The organism is Streptomyces sp. RB17 (assembly GCF_009604455.1).
In the GTDB taxonomy this organism is placed as follows: Bacteria; Actinomycetota; Actinomycetes; order Streptomycetales; family Streptomycetaceae; genus Streptomyces.
Genome location: NZ_WEGL01000012.1, coordinates 104,487 through 120,714 on the forward strand (window position 1 = coordinate 104,487; position 16,228 = coordinate 120,714).

The 16,228-nt window shown below is 70.4% G+C and carries 14 protein-coding genes; 2 read left to right on the top strand and 12 right to left on the bottom strand.

Annotated elements, in window-relative coordinates; translation table 11 throughout:
- Positions 1-25: 25 nt before the first annotated feature.
- Both SRB17_RS39805 and SRB17_RS39810 read right to left on the bottom strand, forming a co-directional pair.
- A complete protein-coding gene (locus tag SRB17_RS39805) occupies positions 26-982 on the bottom strand; it encodes a cyclase family protein (RefSeq protein ID WP_323377380.1) in 957 nt (318 codons plus the stop codon).
- Positions 982-1,968: a fumarylacetoacetate hydrolase family protein gene (locus SRB17_RS39810; RefSeq protein WP_153546273.1), complete on the bottom strand. Its 987-nt coding sequence runs from the start codon at positions 1,966-1,968 to the stop codon at positions 982-984. The genes SRB17_RS39805 and SRB17_RS39810 overlap by 1 nt, the downstream gene beginning before the upstream one ends.
- A 120-nt stretch (positions 1,969-2,088) precedes the next feature.
- On the opposite strand from SRB17_RS39810, the gene SRB17_RS39815 reads away from it, so the two are divergent.
- Positions 2,089-3,054 carry a LysR family transcriptional regulator gene (locus tag SRB17_RS39815; RefSeq protein ID WP_323377343.1) on the top strand — a complete coding sequence of 322 codons (966 nt, stop codon included), beginning with the start codon at positions 2,089-2,091 and terminating at the stop codon, positions 3,052-3,054.
- A gap of 113 nt (positions 3,055-3,167) precedes the next feature.
- Here the strand turns inward: SRB17_RS39815 and SRB17_RS39820 are convergent, their stop codons facing one another.
- Both SRB17_RS39820 and SRB17_RS39825 read right to left on the bottom strand, forming a co-directional pair.
- A complete protein-coding gene (locus SRB17_RS39820; protein WP_153546275.1) occupies positions 3,168-4,433 on the bottom strand; it encodes an MFS transporter in 1,266 nt (421 codons plus the stop codon).
- Positions 4,434-4,785: 352 nt separating this feature from the next.
- Complete coding sequence (locus SRB17_RS39825) at positions 4,786-5,973, bottom strand: flavin reductase (RefSeq protein WP_153546277.1); 1,188 nt, start codon at positions 5,971-5,973, stop codon at positions 4,786-4,788.
- A 261-nt stretch (positions 5,974-6,234) separates the two neighbouring features.
- On the opposite strand from SRB17_RS39825, the gene SRB17_RS39830 reads away from it, so the two are divergent.
- A complete protein-coding gene (locus SRB17_RS39830) occupies positions 6,235-6,504 on the top strand; it encodes a hypothetical protein (RefSeq protein WP_153546279.1) in 270 nt (89 codons plus the stop codon).
- A 232-nt stretch (positions 6,505-6,736) separates the two neighbouring features.
- Here SRB17_RS39830 and SRB17_RS39835 read toward each other — a convergent pair whose 3' ends face one another.
- The 8 genes from SRB17_RS39835 to SRB17_RS39870 form a co-directional block, all read right to left on the bottom strand.
- On the bottom strand, positions 6,737-7,393 hold the full coding sequence (locus tag SRB17_RS39835) for a TetR/AcrR family transcriptional regulator (RefSeq protein ID WP_153546281.1): 657 nt from the start codon (positions 7,391-7,393) through the stop codon (positions 6,737-6,739).
- A 267-nt stretch (positions 7,394-7,660) separates the two neighbouring features.
- Complete coding sequence (locus tag SRB17_RS39840) at positions 7,661-8,320, bottom strand: TetR/AcrR family transcriptional regulator (protein WP_194294277.1); 660 nt, start codon at positions 8,318-8,320, stop codon at positions 7,661-7,663.
- Between the two features lie 324 nt (positions 8,321-8,644).
- On the bottom strand, positions 8,645-9,652 hold the full coding sequence (locus SRB17_RS39845; protein ID WP_153546285.1) for a sugar phosphate isomerase/epimerase family protein: 1,008 nt from the start codon (positions 9,650-9,652) through the stop codon (positions 8,645-8,647).
- Between the two features lie 65 nt (positions 9,653-9,717).
- Complete coding sequence (locus SRB17_RS39850; RefSeq protein ID WP_153546433.1) at positions 9,718-10,890, bottom strand: Gfo/Idh/MocA family protein; 1,173 nt, start codon at positions 10,888-10,890, stop codon at positions 9,718-9,720.
- A gap of 62 nt (positions 10,891-10,952) precedes the next feature.
- Positions 10,953-12,500: a GMC oxidoreductase gene (locus tag SRB17_RS39855; RefSeq protein WP_153546286.1), complete on the bottom strand. Its 1,548-nt coding sequence runs from the start codon at positions 12,498-12,500 to the stop codon at positions 10,953-10,955.
- Between the two features lie 299 nt (positions 12,501-12,799).
- On the bottom strand, positions 12,800-13,636 hold the full coding sequence (locus SRB17_RS39860) for a carbohydrate ABC transporter permease (protein WP_153546288.1): 837 nt from the start codon (positions 13,634-13,636) through the stop codon (positions 12,800-12,802).
- Positions 13,633-14,571 carry a sugar ABC transporter permease gene (locus tag SRB17_RS39865; protein ID WP_323377346.1) on the bottom strand — a complete coding sequence of 313 codons (939 nt, stop codon included), beginning with the start codon at positions 14,569-14,571 and terminating at the stop codon, positions 13,633-13,635. Before SRB17_RS39865 ends, SRB17_RS39860 begins: the two co-directional genes overlap by 4 nt.
- A gap of 93 nt (positions 14,572-14,664) precedes the next feature.
- Positions 14,665-15,969, bottom strand: a complete 1,305-nt coding sequence (locus SRB17_RS39870) for an ABC transporter substrate-binding protein (protein ID WP_153546290.1) — start codon at positions 15,967-15,969, stop codon at positions 14,665-14,667.
- Between the last annotated feature and the right edge of the window lie 259 nt (positions 15,970-16,228).

Genomic DNA, 16,228 nt, shown 5'->3' on the forward strand with positions numbered 1-16,228 from the left:
GGAGGCATCCGGCCGACGCTGGGGGCTATTTGACGGCGATGGGGTTGACGGGTGAGCCGACGGCTCCGGTGATGGGCAGGGGCGCGGCAGCGAGCCAGAAGTCGTACACGCCGTCGTCCGCGCAGTCGGCGGCGAGGTCGTCGAGGTCCCACATCTCGCCGAGCAGCAGGCCCATGTTCGGGATGACGACCTGGTGCAGGGGTTGGAAGGCGTGGTCGAACTCGTTGGGCCGTACCTCGAAGCCCCAGGTGTCGGTGGCGATCGCGGCGATCTCGGTGCGGTGCAGCCAGCCTGCGCTGGTGAAGGACAGGCCGGGCGCGTCTCCGCCGGCGTAGTCGCCCCAGCCGTCGCGCTTGGCGCGGGCCAGCTGTCCGGTCCGTACGAGGACGATGTCGCCGCGGCTGACGGTCACGCCGTGGGCCTCGGCGGTCGCGGTCAGATGCTCCTCGGTGATGGCGAAGCCGTCGGGCAGCTCCCCGTCGGTGCCCCTGACCCGTCCCACGTCGAGGAGTACGCCGCGCCCCGCGACGTACGGCGCCATGTGCTCGATGCCGGTGACGAGGTCGCCGTCGGAGGTGACGACCTTCTCCGCCGCCCGCCCGTTCCACGCCTTGCCGTGGTCGAAGATGTGCCCGAGCCCGTCCCACTGGGTGGAGCACTGCAACGGCATCGCGATCACGTCGTCGGCACCGCCGATCCCGTGCGGGAAGCCCTGGTTGCCGAGGGCCGCGTCGGTGCCGGTGTCGAGCATGGTGTGCACCGGGTTGGTGCGCCGACGCCAGCCCTTCTGCGGACCGTTCATGTCGAACCGCTGGGACAGCGAGAAACTCACCCCGCGCCGGACGAGGGCCGCGCCCTCACGCCGCTTGGCCTCGTCGAGGAAGTTCAGGGTGCCGAGAACATCGTCCTCGCCCCAACGGCCCCAGTTCGAGTACGACTTGGCGGCTTCGGCTATCGCACCCTCGGGATCCGTACGGTCGATCACGCGTCGGCCTCCTCGGCGACACAGCGGGTGCGCTGGGCGCCCAGGCCCGTGATCGAGCCCTCCATGACGTCGCCGTCACGCAGCAGCCGTCCCCAGTGGATGCCGTTTCCGGCCGGGGATCCCGTCAGCACCAGGTCACCGGGCAGCAGCCGGGCGGTCTGCGAGACGTACGACACCAGGCGGGCGATGCCGAAGAGCATGTCCTTGGTCGACTCGTCCTGCATGGTCTCGCCGTTCAGCTTCAGCGTCACCCGCAGGTCGCCCGGGTCCGCGATCGATCCGGCGGGGACGATCCACGGGCCCAGTGGCGTGAAGCCAGGGGCGTTCTTGCTGCGCAGCCAGTCCGTGCCGATGGCCTTCATGTCCCGGCGAAAGACGGTGGCCCGGTCGGTGAGGTCGTTGGCGATCGTGTACCCGGCGACGTACTCCAGCGCCGCCTCTACGGGGACGCGGTAGGCAGGCTTGGCGATGACAGCCGCCAACTCCAGCTCCCAGTCGGGCTGTTCGGCCCAGGCGGGGAGTACGACATCGTCGTACGGACCGGTGATCGCACTCGCCAGTCCGATGAACACGTACGGCAGGTCCTCCGCTGCCCGCCGGTCCATCACCGCGGCGATCTCCGCGCGCGCCTCCTCGACGGTGCGCGGGTCGTCCGGGGAGCGGTGGGCGACCTCCAGGTCGATCACGTGCTGGCGGTAGTTGGCGCCGGACTGGAAGATCTGCCGGGGCTCGACCGGCGCGTGCACCTGCAGACCGTCGAGCGGCTGCCACTCCAGGGTGTCCTCGCCCGCGAGGGTGTGCAGAACGGGGAGAGTCTCCTCCCACCGTTCCAGCACGGACCGCACATCGGCCGGCTTCCAGGCCAGGGCCTGGCTCAGGTCCAGCACCCGGTCCCGGACCACCAGGCCCGGGAACGGGTTCCCGTCCGGGGTGGACAGTGTGCCGAGTGCGAACGGACCGGCGGATTGCGCGAGTGTTGCCATGAGATTTCCTCCCGCTGGGTTGCGGTCTACTCTGGCCTGGATCCGCGGATCGCGGAAATGAATCCTGTGGATGACGCACATCCACGCCGCGAATATGTGTCTCTTTCCAGGTGGTGCCCGGTGAACCTGTCCCGACTCGATCTCAACCTGGTCGTCGCCCTCCGCGCGCTGCTGGAGGAGCGCAACGTCACCCGGGCCGGCGAGCGCATCGGGCTCAGCCAGCCCGCGATGAGCGCGGCGCTGTCCAGGCTGCGGCGCCATTTCGACGACGAATTGCTTGCCCGTACCGGCAACGCCTACGAACTGACCCCGCTGGGCGTCGCCCTGCGTGACCGCAGCGCCACCGCGTGCGACTTGCTGGAGCGGGTCTTCGCCAGCCAGGCCGACTTCGATCCGGCGGCCGAGACCCGCGAGTTCACCCTGCTCGCCTCCGACTACGGCGCGGCTGTCTTCGGGGCCGCCCTCGCCCGCGCCCTGCACCGGGAGGCGCCCGGGATCCGGCTTGTCTTCCAGCACCCGGCGCCCTCCGTCGTGGAGAACACCGCGACCGTGCTGAGCACCGTCGACGGACTGCTGATGCCGCACGGTGTCATCGACGGTCTGCCCGCGGTCGACCTCTTCAGCGACCGATGGCTGTGCCTGGTCGCCGACGACCACCCCGAGGTCGGCGACGAACTCACTCTCGACCATCTGGCCCGGCTGCCCTGGGCCGTCTACCAACGCCCCTACGACGCTCCGGCCGCCCGCCAGCTCAGCATGATCGGCATCAGCCCCCGGGTCGAGGTCTCCGTACAGACCTTCCAGTTGCTTCCCCACATGATCGAGGGCACCCACCGGATCGCGATGATCCAGGAACGCCTCGCCCGTAAAGCGGTCCGCTCCGCCGCGGTACGCGTCCTGCCCTGCCCGTTCGAAGCGGTGCCGGTGCGGGAGGCGATGTGGTGGCACCCCGTGCACGCCCAGGACGCGGCGCACATATGGCTGCGGGAGAAGGCGGCGGAGGTGGGGGCGATGTTGACGGCCAACGGCGACGGCAACGTCCTCAAGCAGCGCGAGGGTGCGTCGCGTGCGGCCGCGCCGCGCTGACACCTCAGTGCCGCGGCAGGCAGCGTCTGCGGACGTTGCCTGCCGCAGCACCGGCCGGGATGGCACCGCAACCGCGTCACGGCACATCGTGGCAGTCCTGGAGCGTATGGCCGTCAGGCCGTCTGCTCCGGCAGTGGCCGGGGGGCGACGGCACCGGTGCGACGGCGGGCCGCGAAGAGACCCGCCGCGACGAGAGCGGCGGCCAGCCCCAGCACGCCCACCGCACCGGCCAGACTTCCGACCGCGGACTGCACGGCCAGCAACACGAGCGGGCAGACGAACTCACCGCCGAAAAAGGCAGCCATCCACAGCCCCGTGCCCCGGCCGCGGTGCTCGAACGCCAGACGCGACATGGCGCTGGTAAGGAGGGCGGGCAGCAGCATGCCGGTACCCACACAGTTGACCACTGCCCCGATGACCAGCAGCGGGGCAGTGCCCGACAGGAACATCACCCCGAAGCCGGCCCCGCAGAGCGCGAGGACTGCGGGCAGCATCGAGGACGGGGAGCGCTTCAGCCGAGCGAAGGTGACGGCTCCGCCCACGGTGGCGGCGCTCGAGACCGCGGTGGCCAGGCCGATCACACCCGAGTTCTTCACCCCGAGATCGTCGAGCAGGTACGACATCTCCACCGGGACGGTGTAGAAGACCATCGCCCCGAAGAAGGTGAGGGCGCAGATGCCCCGCAACTGCCGCCACGGGAAGACGCGGCGGGGCGCGGCCTCGGCCGGGAGCTCGTCCACGGTCGCGCGGGGCGCCGGGTTGGGCAGAGCGGTCGCCATCAGCGGGGCGAGCACCAGGCTCACGGCGTACACCCAGAAGGGCACCCGCCAGCCCGCCGACCCGGCGGCCCCACCGATCACGAAGAAGACGGTGGCCGACGCCGAGGAGCACATGGTCTGCAGGGCGAGGTACTTCACCCGCCGGTGCCCGGAGTAGTAGTCGCCGATCAGCGTGGTGCAGCACGTCATGATGGCGGCCTCGGCGAGACCGACCAGGGCACGGCTGGCGATGATGGCGCCCAGGGAGTCCAGATAGAGCGGGGCTGTTCCGAACACCGCGTACAGGAGAGTCGTCACGATCAGCAGCCGTTTGCGGCCAAGCCGGTCGACGATCACTCCGGCGAACGGCGCCAGCAGCGCCAGCGCGAGCGCCGGGGTGGTCAGCGCGAGGGGAACCAGCGCCTTGGCTCCGGGGGTCGACTCGAAGTGGTCCTGCATCTTCGGCAGCACCGGGGCGATCAGCACCGCCCCGAGGATCGGCAGACAGCTGCCCGCCATCAGCAGTGTCAGGCGCAGCAGATGGGCCGGGCCGGAGACAGCGACGGGCGACGACGCGACATCGTCTGCCACGGCGGCAGACGGCTGTACGGAACCAGGCATGGCGACTCCATGGGGCGGCGTACGGAAGCGGGCATGCCTCTGTGGGCATCGAGAGCGCACGGCATGCTGAGAATGGCCGGACGTCGGCCGCTGGTTGGACAGCGGCGTGCGCGTCGGGACGACTATGGGCCGCCCGCGGCCCCGCTGCCATCCCTCGAGCGATCCGAATCTCGTATCCGCGCAATCCACGCTGTGGATGACCGTGGATATTACGCACCCTCAGGGGACCACAGCTTCCGCTTGGTCTGCCTTGGGGCCAGTCCGCCCACGTACCCGATCAACCCGCATCGCGACGAGACGTTCGTCCGGTGTGGCCGACGGCTTCGCATCGCCTGTCAGCGTCTCCACGCACTCATGCTCCGTCGTCATGGCTGCTCCGGCTCAGCAGCGCGTCGGCTGAGCGGCCTCCTGAGCGAAGCCGGTCCAGACAGGCGCGCAGCCGGCCCGGGGTCTCCTGGCCCGTGAACCCGATGAGGTGCAGGGCGAGTACGACCTGCCCGGTGGCGTCGCGGACGGGAACGTGCATGGAGGTGACGTCGGTGAGCTTCTCCACCGGCCTGTGCAGTCCGGGCTCGGGCCCGCGTCGTTCGAGGGCGGTGAGGAATTCCGCGATGGCCGCGGGTTCCTCCATGCCGGTGACCACGCGTTCGAAGTGGTCCGCTGCCTCGCGGCCGGTCGTGATGCCGTAGCCGAGTTCCCGGACCGCGGCGAGTTGCGCGACGGCGAGCGAACGGTCGGTGATACCGGTGAGCGTCTGGCCGCGCGTCAGCCATGCCTTCCGTTCGGCTTCCGCCGCCCACGCGACGAAAAGCGGGCCGAACGGCGCGGCCAGCGGGAAGGTGGTGCCGACGCGTGTGGTGCTGCGACGGGTCTCGGAGCCGATTCCGGCGGCGGCCAGCACCACGATGGAGTCGTCCGCCGGGGCGGTGACCAGGCATTCGAGGCCCAGGTCACGGGAGATCGACTCGGCTTCGGGGCGGATCAGGTCCGCCAGGCGCAACTGGTCCGCGAGCCCAGCGCTCTCGGCCTGGATGGAGGCGAGGTGGGGTGCTCCGTACCCGCCGCGCAGGAAGAGCAGTGGCAGACCGGGTTCCTCGGCGACCTCGATACGACGGACCGCACCGAGGACCATCTCGTGATCGCCTGCGGGCAGGACTTGGAAGATGTCGCAGTCCACGCGCAGTACGGCACTGGTCAGACGCGGATTGCCCGGGCCACCGTCGGTGTGGGCGGTGAACCGGTCCGGCGCCTTGCTGGCGAACGCGCGGCATACCTGCTCCTGGTCGGCGCCGAGCACGTTGACGCAGAAGCCGCCGGTCGCCCGGATGTCAGGCCATGTCGTGCTGGTGAGGCTGGGCAGGAAGCCGACGAGCGGCGGGTCGAGCGAGACGGAGGTGAACGTCCCGACGACCATCGCGAGCGGATCGCCGTCGGTCCGGCATGCGGTCACCACGGCCACGCCGGTGGGGTAGTGGCCCAGGGCCCGGCGGAAGTCGGCCGGGGACACGGCTTCTGTGATCTGGCGGTCCGGCGGGGGCATCGCCGTCCTCTCTCGCGACGTAAGGCGTGGGCAACACGTTGACACCTCCGAATAAGAGAATCAAGATGCTGATACTGATTCTGCGCTGAAAGCGCCCTCGCCCCAGGAGTCCGCCATGAGCCGCTTGGCACCGGTCCACTCGCCGTACCAACAGGTGCTGTCCGCTGGGTTCCGCATCCCGGGCCGCCAGAGACTGCCGTTGGCCGGCAGGCGGTGATCGCCGTGCGACTCCTGGTTCAGAACGGCTTGCCTTCTGTGAGCGTGGTGGAACCGCATGACTTCCACCGGTTGCACGTCGAGGTAACCGGCCTCGACGCGACGGCGGCCTCAGCCGCTCTGGCGGACGCCGGGCTCGGCCGGATGGACGCATCCGGCCGAGCCTGGCTGGCCACCCGCTCCCTGCGCGCCCTCGCCGAGCCCTTCGGGGCACCGCCGGAGTGGGCCGAGCAGTGGGATGCCATGCTCACGTACGCCGCCGCCAAGGGTTGGGTGAGAGGTGGAAGCATCCGCGCTCACGTCGTCGGTGTGTGAGGTGACGTGCGGACAGGGCGAAGCCGAAGTGAACTGTTCCGTCCGGCGATCGGCGGCCTGCCGCATTCCAGGCGCGGCGACAACGGCCTGCGTCGACTCCGGGGCGCCGATTCGGCGGTGCCGCCCCGGCCTGGCCTGCCGAGGATCCGAACGCGCCCAGGCAAACGGCCCGGGCACTACCAAGACCCAAATCCGGAGGGTGGTGCCGTGCTGCCGCCACTCCTATCCGGCCTCAACGCCGGCTGCTGCGCCCCGAGTGACTGAGAAAGGTCGTCACCGTCTCGGTGAGGTCGGCGAGAATCTCCTCCCACTCCCCCTCTCCGGCGGCGTCAAGGGCGGTGCCGAGGCCGAGCCAGCGGGCGAGCACGCTGTAGGTGACGGTGCCACTCCAGGTGACCGCGTGGTCGGGGTCGGGGTGGTTGATTTCCGCGCGACGGGCGAGGAGTGCGCTGCGGAAACGGCCGGCCATCTGTGCGTGGCCCGCCTTGCCTGCCTTGGCGATGACCGGGTCCTGGTGGGCCCGGAGCATGAACGCGCGCAGACTGGGCGCGTTCGCGCGCAGCAGGCCGCCCATCTGCCCCACCACCCGGCCGACGGCGTCGCCGAATGGTTCGTTCTGCGGCGGCTCGGCGGCGAAGACGCGCTCGGTCTCCTCGGCGATGCGCGCCATCTCCCGGGCGTGCGCGGTCCGCAGCAGGTCGTCCTTGCTGTTCACCCGGCAGTAGATGGACCCGGTGGAGACTCCGGCCAGGGCCGCCACCTCGGCGAGCGTGAAGGCGTCCGACTGGCGCTCGACGAGCAGGGACACCGCGGCGTCCACCGCCTTGTCGAACGACTGCCGGCTGCGCTCCTGTTTCGGGATCCGCGCATAAGAATCAACATTCTGCATATGAGTACGCTACGCGGCCGACGCCAGGTCTCAACCCCGTGGGCGGCAGGTGGGGCGACTTTCCGCCGATCCACGGACCGGAGCCGGTGCTCATCTGACCCGGGCGCAGGATGGTGGTCCAGGAGCAGCGGTCCACCGCCATGCGTCCGGCGCCGCGCCCGTACCGAGCCGATGACCACCGGACTCCACAGAGGGGCACGGAGGTACGTGAGGCAGGCCCGGCGCCGTGAGGCAGGACAAGGGTCCCGCTCCGGCTGTCCCCGTCGCTCAGGCGCCGGTGGTGAGGAAGGCGAGCATCATGGCGCTGAGGTCTTCCGTAAGGGTGTCGAGCTGGCTGCCCTCGGCGGCCTCGGCGGCCACGTCGAGCGCCAGCGCGCGTGCGAGCACCGAGTAGACGGTGACGAAACACGAGCCGACCGCGCGGACGGGGTCGTCCCGGTGAATCTCCTCGGAACGGCGCAACAGCAGAGCGATGAAGCGGTCACGGAGGTCGTGATAGGAGCCCTTGCCCGCGCGTGCGACCTCGGGGTCCAGCGCGCCTCGCTGCTGGAACGCGCCCAGGACCGCTCCGTTGCGCTGCAGCATGTCGGCCGTCTCCACGATGAGCCGCGGGAGCAGTTGCGCGAGCCCCATGCCCGCCCACCGCTCGGGGTCCGTGAGGGTGCGGTGCTCCTGTCCCATGTGCTCGAGGAAGCGATCCTGCGCGGCTCGAAGCAGGTCGTCCTTGCCATCGACGCGGGTGTAGATGGAACCCGTCGAGACTCCGGACCGGCGGCTGACCTCGGTGAGCGCGAAGCCGTTGTAGCCCTTCTCGGCGAGCAGCTCGAGCGAAGTGTCCAGAACCAGGTCGAAGGACCGCTGGCTCCGCTCCTGGCGGGGGGCGCGCACTCCGGGAGCTTTCAGCTGCCTGTCGTTCGTCCTGGACACGCCGAAAGTATAGGGGCAGAGCCGAAAACGGCAGGGCTTCGGGCGACGCAGACCTGGTCACCGGCGTCGGGTCGGTCGCGCCAGGTGAGGGGCGTCGGCGGCCCCGGTGGGCGGGCGCCAGCGACGACCTGACGGCCGAGCAGGGCCGGCGACGAGCGTGCCGCCGCCGGGTCTGCGCATGTAACGTCCTGGACGGCTCCCCGCCGGCTGGTGCATCAGCGATCTCGCCCAGCCCCTGACCGTGGGCCGGCCAGCGACAGGCCACCACCCACGCCTGCGATTTCCCCCGAAACCGTACGCCGGTGCTCGCAGCGGGGCCAGGGCTCAGCCGCCGCTGGAGAACGCCGCGTCGAACGCGGCGGCGGGCGGGTCGAACGCCAGTCGGCGCACGAACTCCAGCGCCTCGGGCGCGCCGACCAGCCGGTCCATGCCGGCGTCCTCCCACTCCACCGAGACGGGACCTTGGTAGCCGATGGTGTTGAGCATCCGGAAGCAGGCCTCCCACGGCACGTCACCGTGGCCGGTGGAGACGAAGTCCCAGCCGCGCCGGGGATCGGCCCACGGCAGATGCGATCCCATGCGTCCGTTGCGACCGTTGCCGGTCTGGCGCTTGGCGTCCTTGCAGTCGACGTGGTAGATCCGCTCCCGGAAGTCCCACAGGAAGCCCACCGGGTCGAGGTCCTGCCAGACGAAATGGCTCGGGTCCCAGTTCAGTCCGAACGCCGCCCGGTGGCCCACGGCTTCGAGGGCGCGCCAGGTGGTCCAGTAGTCGTAGGCGATCTCCGAGGGATGGACCTCGTGGGCGAAGCGCACCCCGACCTCGTCGAAGACGTCCAGGATGGGATGCCAGCGGGCGGCGAAATCGGCGTATCCGTCCTCGATCATCGACTCCGGGACCGGCGGGAACATGGCGACCGTCTTCCAGATCTTGGAACCGGTGAAGCCCACGACGGTACGCACCCCCAGCCTGGCCGCCGCACGCGCGGTCAGTTTCATCTCCTCCGCGGCGCGCCGCCGGACGCCCTCCGGGTCGCCGTCGCCCCAGACCCGGGCGTTGAGGATGCCGCGGTGCCGCTCGTCGATGGGGTCGTCGCAGACGGCCTGGCCGGCCAGGTGGTTGGAGATCGCCCACACCGACAGACCGTGGCGGTCGAGCAGCGTCTTGCGCTCCTCGACGTAGGAGTCGTCGTGTGCGGCGCGATGGACGTCGAGGTGGTCGCCCCAGCAGGCGATCTCCAGTCCGTCGTATCCCCACTCGGAAGCCAGCGCGCAGACCTTCTCGAAGGGGAGGTCGGCCCACTGGCCGGTGAACAGCGTGATCGGTCGGGGCATGCGGTCGCCTCTTTTCGTCACGGGGGCTCGAAGTTTCGGGTGGTGCGTCGGACACGGTGTGTGCGCTAGCGGCCGTCAGCGGGGATCTCCGTCCACGCGCTGTGTGCCGCGGCGCTGCGCTGCACGGCGTCGAGCACGCGCTGGACCCGTAGCCCGTCGGCAAAGGACGGCGCCGGGTCCTCACCGGACGCGATGGCGTTCACCAGGTCCACGACCTGGTGGACGAAGCCGTGTTCGTAGCCGAGCCCGTGGCCCGGGGGCCACCACGCCGCGACGTACGGGTGCTCCGGTTCCGTCACCAGGATCCGGCGGAAACCGGCGGTCGGGGCGGGGTCGGTCCCGTCGAAGAACTCGAGGACGTTCATGTCCTCGAAGTCGAACGCCAGACTGCCCTGTGAGCCGTTGATCTCGATCCTGATGGCGTTCTTGCGGCCGAGGGCGAAGCGTGTGGCCTCGAACGTGGCCAGGGCGCCGCCGTCGAACCGGCCGACGAAGACGGCCGCGTCGTCGACGGTGACCTCGCCCGTGCCCTCTCCGCCCGCCCCGGACAGCGCACCGCCGGTGGCCGTCGGCGAGCTCTGCCCGGGGAGCGGGCGCTCGTGGACGAATGTCTCGAGCAGTGCGCTCACCCCGGTGATGTGCCGCCCGGTGATGTACTGCGTCAGGTCGATGATGTGCGCGCCGATGTCACCGAGCGCGCCCGATCCGGCCTTGTCCTTGCGCAGCCTCCAGGACATCGGTACGGCGGGGTCGGCCAGCCAGTCCTGGAGGTACTGCGCGCGGACGTGCCGGATACGCCCGATACGGCCCTCCGCGACCAGCCGGCGGGCCAGCCCCACGGCCGGCACCCGCCGGTAGGTGAAGCCGACCATCGACCTGACACCCCGGGACGCGGCAGCGGAGGCGGCCTCGGCCATCGCCTCGGCCTCGACGACCGAGTTGGCGAGCGGCTTCTCGCACAGGACGTGCTTGCCCGCTTCCAGCGCGGCGACGGCGATCTCGGCGTGGGTGTCCCCCGGGGTGCAGATGTCGACGAGTCCGATGTCGTCGCGCTCGACGACCCGGCGCCAGTCGGTCTCGGCGGACGCCCAGCCGAGGCGGTCCGCGGCGTGCGCGGAGCGGTCCGGGTCCCGGCCCACGAGGACCGCGAGGTCGGGCCGCAGCAGCAGGTCGAAGAAGCGCGGTGCGGTCCGCCACGCCTGGGAGTGGGCGTTGCCCATGAACGCGTGGCCGACCATGGCGACGCCGAGTCGCGGGGTTCCGCTGCTCACGTCGGTGCGGCCGTGCGATGCGGTGGAGGTCACGTGTGCTCCTCGGTGCCGGTGGTGCGGGCGATGTGGCGGGCGCCGGCGACGGCCAGGGCCACGGAGGTGAGCGTCGGGTTGCATGCGGTCGCGGTCGGGATGACGGCGTTGCCGGCGACGTACAGCCCGTCGACGCCCCAGACGCGGCTGTCCGGGTCGCACACGGACGTCCCGTCGTCGCTCTCTCCCATCCGCACCGTGCCCTGGTAGTGGAGCGAGGCTCCCGGTTCCAGGGTGCGCGGATCGGCGTCGAGCGGTTCGCCCAGCGCTTCGGCGGCCCGCCGGACGGCTGCGCGGGCTCCGGCGAGCGAGGCGTGGTCCCGCTCGGTGAGCCGGTAGTGGATGCGCATCGCGGGCATGCCGAAGGCGTCGCGCTCGGTGTCGTCGAACTCGACGCGGTCGGACTCCCGCAGCTCCTTGGCGCAGAACCAGCCCAGGCCGACGATCGAACCGGGCGCGGGCTCGTCGCCGGCGGTGAGCGGTACGGGCGAGGCGTCGAGCTGCATCACCTGGCCGTGGAAGGGCTCACGGTCGGTGAACGGAACCCAGCTGACCCCGCTCTGCGGTACGACCCCCGGCGCCTCGTCCCCGGCAACGACCGAGGCTCGTTCGGCGTCGACGTCGCGCAGCCGCACCGCGAAGACGACCTGCGGCTGGTCGTTGAGGTACCGGCCCAGTGCGGCCGGACGCACTCCTGACGCCCACAGCAGCTGCGGGGTGCGCAGGCTGTCGGCGGCGACGACGACACGCGCGGCCCGCACCTCGTGCTCGCCTCCTTCGCGCAGGTCCCTGACCAGTACGCCCCGAACGCGCCCCTGCTCGACGAGTACCCGGACGACCATTGCCTCCGGGAACAGCGTGTGACGGGAGTTGCCGCGTGAGACGTCCCCGTAGACGGTGTCGGAGCCCGACCAGGTGACCCGGCCGTCGCCGTGCTTGCGCACGGCGAGGGGCATGGGCGCCACCCGCCGGTCCTTGGCCCGGCCGGCGTCGAAGGCGGCGCCGAGACGGCCGCGCACCTCGTCGGCGAACGGTGCGTCGTCGAAGGCGTGCGCGGACACGCCGAGCAGCCGCTCCGCCTCGTCCAGGAGTTCGTCGAGGCCGGAGACGAAGGGGATGCGCTCGCTGTCACCCGGGCGGGGACAGGCGCAGGTCCAGTGGGCACCCATGCCGCCGACGTTGCTCGACATGGCGGCAAGGGGCAGACCGTCCTCGCCCGGCTGACGGTACCCGCTCGGCAGGAGGTGGGTGCCCGCCCTGGCAAGCCTTCTGTCGGGCCCCGCGTCCGGCCGTTGCACGGCGGGGGCCGAGGACACGGACTCGCGGGGCGGTCCCTCGGAGCGCCGCTGGCAGCGCTCGCGTTCGGCGGGGTCGGCGATGTTCCTGACGTGTCCGCCCGGGGGCTCAGTGAGCAGCGGGCCTGCCTCGAAGGTCGCCAGCGTCAGATCGGGCCGCTGCTCGCTGAGGGTCCGGACGTAGGCCGCACCGCAGGGGCCGCTGCCGACGACGACGACGTCGACGTGGTGGGGAAGGGTCCTCGTCATCTCGCTCGTGAAGTCCTCTTGTCGTACGTGGTGGAAAGGCACTGTGGGTCGGGCTGTGGTCCTGCGGCGGAGGCGGCCCTGTCGGACCGGGTGTCCGCCGGCTCGGCGGTCGGGGCGGCTCGGGGCCGGATCCGCAGCCGCGGTCGGAGGCGGGGATCCACGGCCGCGGCGTGTGGGCGGGGCCGTTCGCCCGCTCGGCGGGGGCAGCGGGGTGCGGGGCGTACAGTCCGTGCGGGGAGGCGATTGCGCACCGGGTTCATGGCTCCTCGTCTCAAGACGGCGGATGGGACCGGGGCGGGTCAGCTCTTGATGCCGCCGGAGAAGCTGTGCATCAACTGCCGCTGGGCCAGGACGAAGAGAACGAGGACCGGCAGCAGCGCGACGAGGATTCCGGCGAACACGAGGTTCCAGCGGGTGGCCACCGACCCCACGAACTCGTAGATCGCGAGCGGCAGGGGGGTCTTGTCCGTGCCGGACAGGAAGACCAGCGGTGTGAAGAAGTCGTTCCACACGAGGATCCCGCACAGTGTGGCCACGGTGACGGTCACTGGTCGTAGCTGGGGGAAGATGACGCGCCAGAAGGTCCGGAAGGGCGTGGCCCCGTCGATGAGGGCCGCTTCCTCGTACTCCTTGGGCATGGCCCTGATGAACCCTGTGTAGAGGAACACCGCCATGGGGATCCACAGGCCGCCGTAGAGGAGGATGATCCCCACGTAGCTGCCCACCAGGCCCAGGGAGCGCATCACGGAGTACAGCGGGATGAGCCCGAGCTGGAAGGGCACGATGATGCCCACCACGAACAGCAGGTACAGCAGCCCGCTCCAGCGCCCGGGCCGGCGGGCGATGGTGTAGGCGCACAGTGAGCCCACCGCGATCAGCAGGGCGACGCTGCCGCCGGTGATGACCAGGCTGTTGAACAGGGCGTGGCCCAGGTCGGCGGCGTTCCACGCCTCGGAGTAGTTGCCGACTGCGAGGCTGGTGGGCAGGGACGTCGGCGAGCTGAAGATCTGGCTGTCCGGCTTCACCGACGTCAGTACCAGCAGATACAGCGGGGAGAGCCACGCCAGTCCGCCGAGGACCAGCGTGATCTCGCGGGCGAAGGTCCGCCAGGTATAGCGCTGGAGGCCGCTGTTCATCGCATCCGCCTCTCTTGGGCACGCAGGACGAGGAGCTGGGTCACCGAGGCCAAGGTGATCACCATGGTGAGCAGTACGGCGAGTGCCGTGCCGTAGCCGAACCGGCCCAGGCTGAAGGTCTGCTCGTACATGAGGGTGGACAAGGTCTCCGTCTTGCCGACCGGGCCGCCGTTGGTGAGTGCGACGACCTGGTCGAAGATGCCGAGCGCCATGATGGTGGTCAGCGTGACCGCGACCGTCGTGGCGGGGGCCAGCAGCGGGAGGGTGATCCGGCGGAAGCGGAGCCAGGGGCCGGCGCCGTCCACGGCCGCCGCTTCGGCCAGTTCGCCGGGGACCGACCGCAGCCCCGTCAGATAGATGATCATGGTGAGTCCGCTGTACTGCCACACGACGACCAGCGCGACGGCCCACATCGCCCAGGTCGGGTCGGCCAGCCAGCTTCGCTGCCAGGAGCCGAGTCCGACGGCCCCGAGAAGGCGGTTGAAGGGTCCGTCGACCTGGTAGACGTAGCGCCAGATGAAGGAGGTGGCCAGGGGGCTCAGGACCGCTGGGGCGAAGAACACGGCGCGCAGGATGTTGCGTGTCCTGACCGCCGAGTCCAGCCCGACGGCCAAAGTCAGTCCCACTGCGTTGCTGGCGACCACGACGACCACCGCGAGGACGAGGGTGTTCACCAGGGCCTGGCGGGAGTCCGCGTTGCTGACGATGTTCGAGAAGTTGTCCAGCCCGACGATGTTGTAGACGGAGCTCAGCCCGTTCCAGTCGGTGAACGCGTAGTTGATCCCCAGGATCGTGGGGAGGTAACGGGCGGCCAGCAGAAGCAGCAACCCGGGAACCAGCCAGAACAGCGGTGGGGCCGTGTGGTGGCGCCGACGGCGGCGCTGGGTCTTGGGCGGGGTCTCGGCGGCCGGAGGCGCGTCAAGGACGGTGGTCACGGGATCTCCCTGAGGTGGGCTCCGGAGGGCGTGCGAGGCGGGGGCTGCGGGAGGAGACGGGCAGGCGGATGCTCCGCCCGCTGGTGGGGAGCGCTACTTGGTCTTCCAGGCCTCGTCCATGGACTTCAGGACGGCGTCGGCGCTCTGCTGGCCGGTCAGCAGGCCCTGAACCCCCTTGCCCAGGTTGTTGTAGACCTCCGGGTTGGGCCACGGAAGCTGGACCATCGGGTACACGTGCTTCTGGTCGGTCAGGATGCCCGAAATGCTGTTCAGCGCCGGGTCGTTCAAGGTCCCCTTCAGGGGCAGGTTGCCCGTGGCCTTCGCGTAGACGGCGTCCCCGCCCTCGGTGCTGACGTACTTCAGGAAGGTCGTGGCGGCGCCGTTCTTGGCGCCCTTCGGCGAGATGGCCAGCGCGTCGGACTGTGAGGAGTAGATGTTGGTGCCCGCGGCCGTCGCACCCGGCAGTGGATGGGCCTCCAGCTGGATGCTGGGCGAAATGCCGCGCAGGGCGCCGAACGCGCCGGTGGGGATGACGAAGGACAGCGCCTTGCCCTGCACCAGCGCGGGTGCCGCCTGGGGGATGTCCGCGGCCTCGACCCCCTTCTGGAAGCAACCGGCCTTGTTCATGTCGATGATCGCCTTGGCGGTCGCCTGCCAGCCCGCGTTTCCGGCGAACGTCGTCTTGCCCTGGTCCCGCTGGGTGTTGAACTCCGGGTCGTCACCGAGCACGTAGTTGGCGGCGAGGGCGGAGGCGAACAGTCCCGCGTTCTCGGTGCTGGCACCGGCCAGGGAGATCATGGACTTGCCCTGTTTGCGCGCGGTCCGGCAGGCAGCGAGGAGTTCGTCCATGGTTCTGGGCACTTGGATACCGCTCTTCTTGAGTGCGGTGGTGTTGTACACCTGCGCGACGACAACCCGGTCGAACGGGACGCCCCAGAGCCGGCCCCCCTGGTAGAAGAGGCCGTGTGCGTTCTTGTCGACCAGGCCGCTGGTCCAGGACTGCCTGGTCAGGTCGGCGGCGAGCCCGGCGTCGGCCAGGTTGAGCAGGGAGGTGAGGCCTCCTCCGCCGGGCGCGGCGTAGTAGACGTCCGGCTGGTTGCCACCGCGCAGCCGGGTGCGCAGGGAGTCGGCGTAGGAGGTGCCGATCGGCAGGTACTCCGCCTTCACCTTGATGTTCGGGTACTTCTTCTCGAAGGCGGAAATGATCGCGTCGAAGGGCTCGTCCTTGTTCCCGGTCGCCTGGGCGATGAAGGTGAAGGACCCGCTGTCCGCGGGATCGGCGACGGCCGCCGCACCGGCTGACTGGCTGCCGGTTCCGCCTCCCCCTCCGCAGCCGGCGAGGGTCAGTGCGCAGGCGGTGCCGGACGCGAGGGCGAGGGTGAGACGGGAAGCACGCATGAAGGACTGCCTTTCGGTTGGCGCGGGCCCGGCCCGCTGGTCGGACCGTCGGTGGACGGTGCGTCGTACCGGTGGGGGGCTCCGGACCTCGCTGGGCCGTGAGGAGAGGGAGAGCGGTGTCCCGTGGCGGGGGCCTGACAGGGAGGTCTCGTCCACGGACACCGGATTCGGTGTGTTGGGTGCGTCGCGTTACGGGCGAGTGTGCGCGCCGTTACGAACAAATTCAATATTCTGATTATAAAAACGTGACTGTGATGCA

Bases quoted from the DNA above. Each gene is read 5' to 3' on its own strand.
- SRB17_RS39855 (WP_153546286.1), bottom strand. From the start codon at position 12,500: ATGACGAGGACCCTTCCCCACCACGTCGACGTCGTCGTCGTCGGCAGC.
- SRB17_RS39870 (WP_153546290.1), bottom strand. From the start codon at position 15,969: ATGCGTGCTTCCCGTCTCACCCTCGCCCTCGCGTCCGGCACCGCCTGC.
- SRB17_RS39820 (WP_153546275.1), bottom strand. From the start codon at position 4,433: ATGCCTGGTTCCGTACAGCCGTCTGCCGCCGTGGCAGACGATGTCGCG.
- SRB17_RS39835 (WP_153546281.1), bottom strand. From the start codon at position 7,393: ATGCAGAATGTTGATTCTTATGCGCGGATCCCGAAACAGGAGCGCAGC.
- SRB17_RS39845 (WP_153546285.1), bottom strand. From the start codon at position 9,652: ATGCCCCGACCGATCACGCTGTTCACCGGCCAGTGGGCCGACCTCCCC.
- SRB17_RS39850 (WP_153546433.1), bottom strand. From the start codon at position 10,890: ATGGTCGGCCACGCGTTCATGGGCAACGCCCACTCCCAGGCGTGGCGG.
- SRB17_RS39810 (WP_153546273.1), bottom strand. From the start codon at position 1,968: ATGGCAACACTCGCGCAATCCGCCGGTCCGTTCGCACTCGGCACACTG.
- SRB17_RS39860 (WP_153546288.1), bottom strand. From the start codon at position 13,636: ATGAACAGCGGCCTCCAGCGCTATACCTGGCGGACCTTCGCCCGCGAG.
- SRB17_RS39825 (WP_153546277.1), bottom strand. From the start codon at position 5,973: ATGCCCCCGCCGGACCGCCAGATCACAGAAGCCGTGTCCCCGGCCGAC.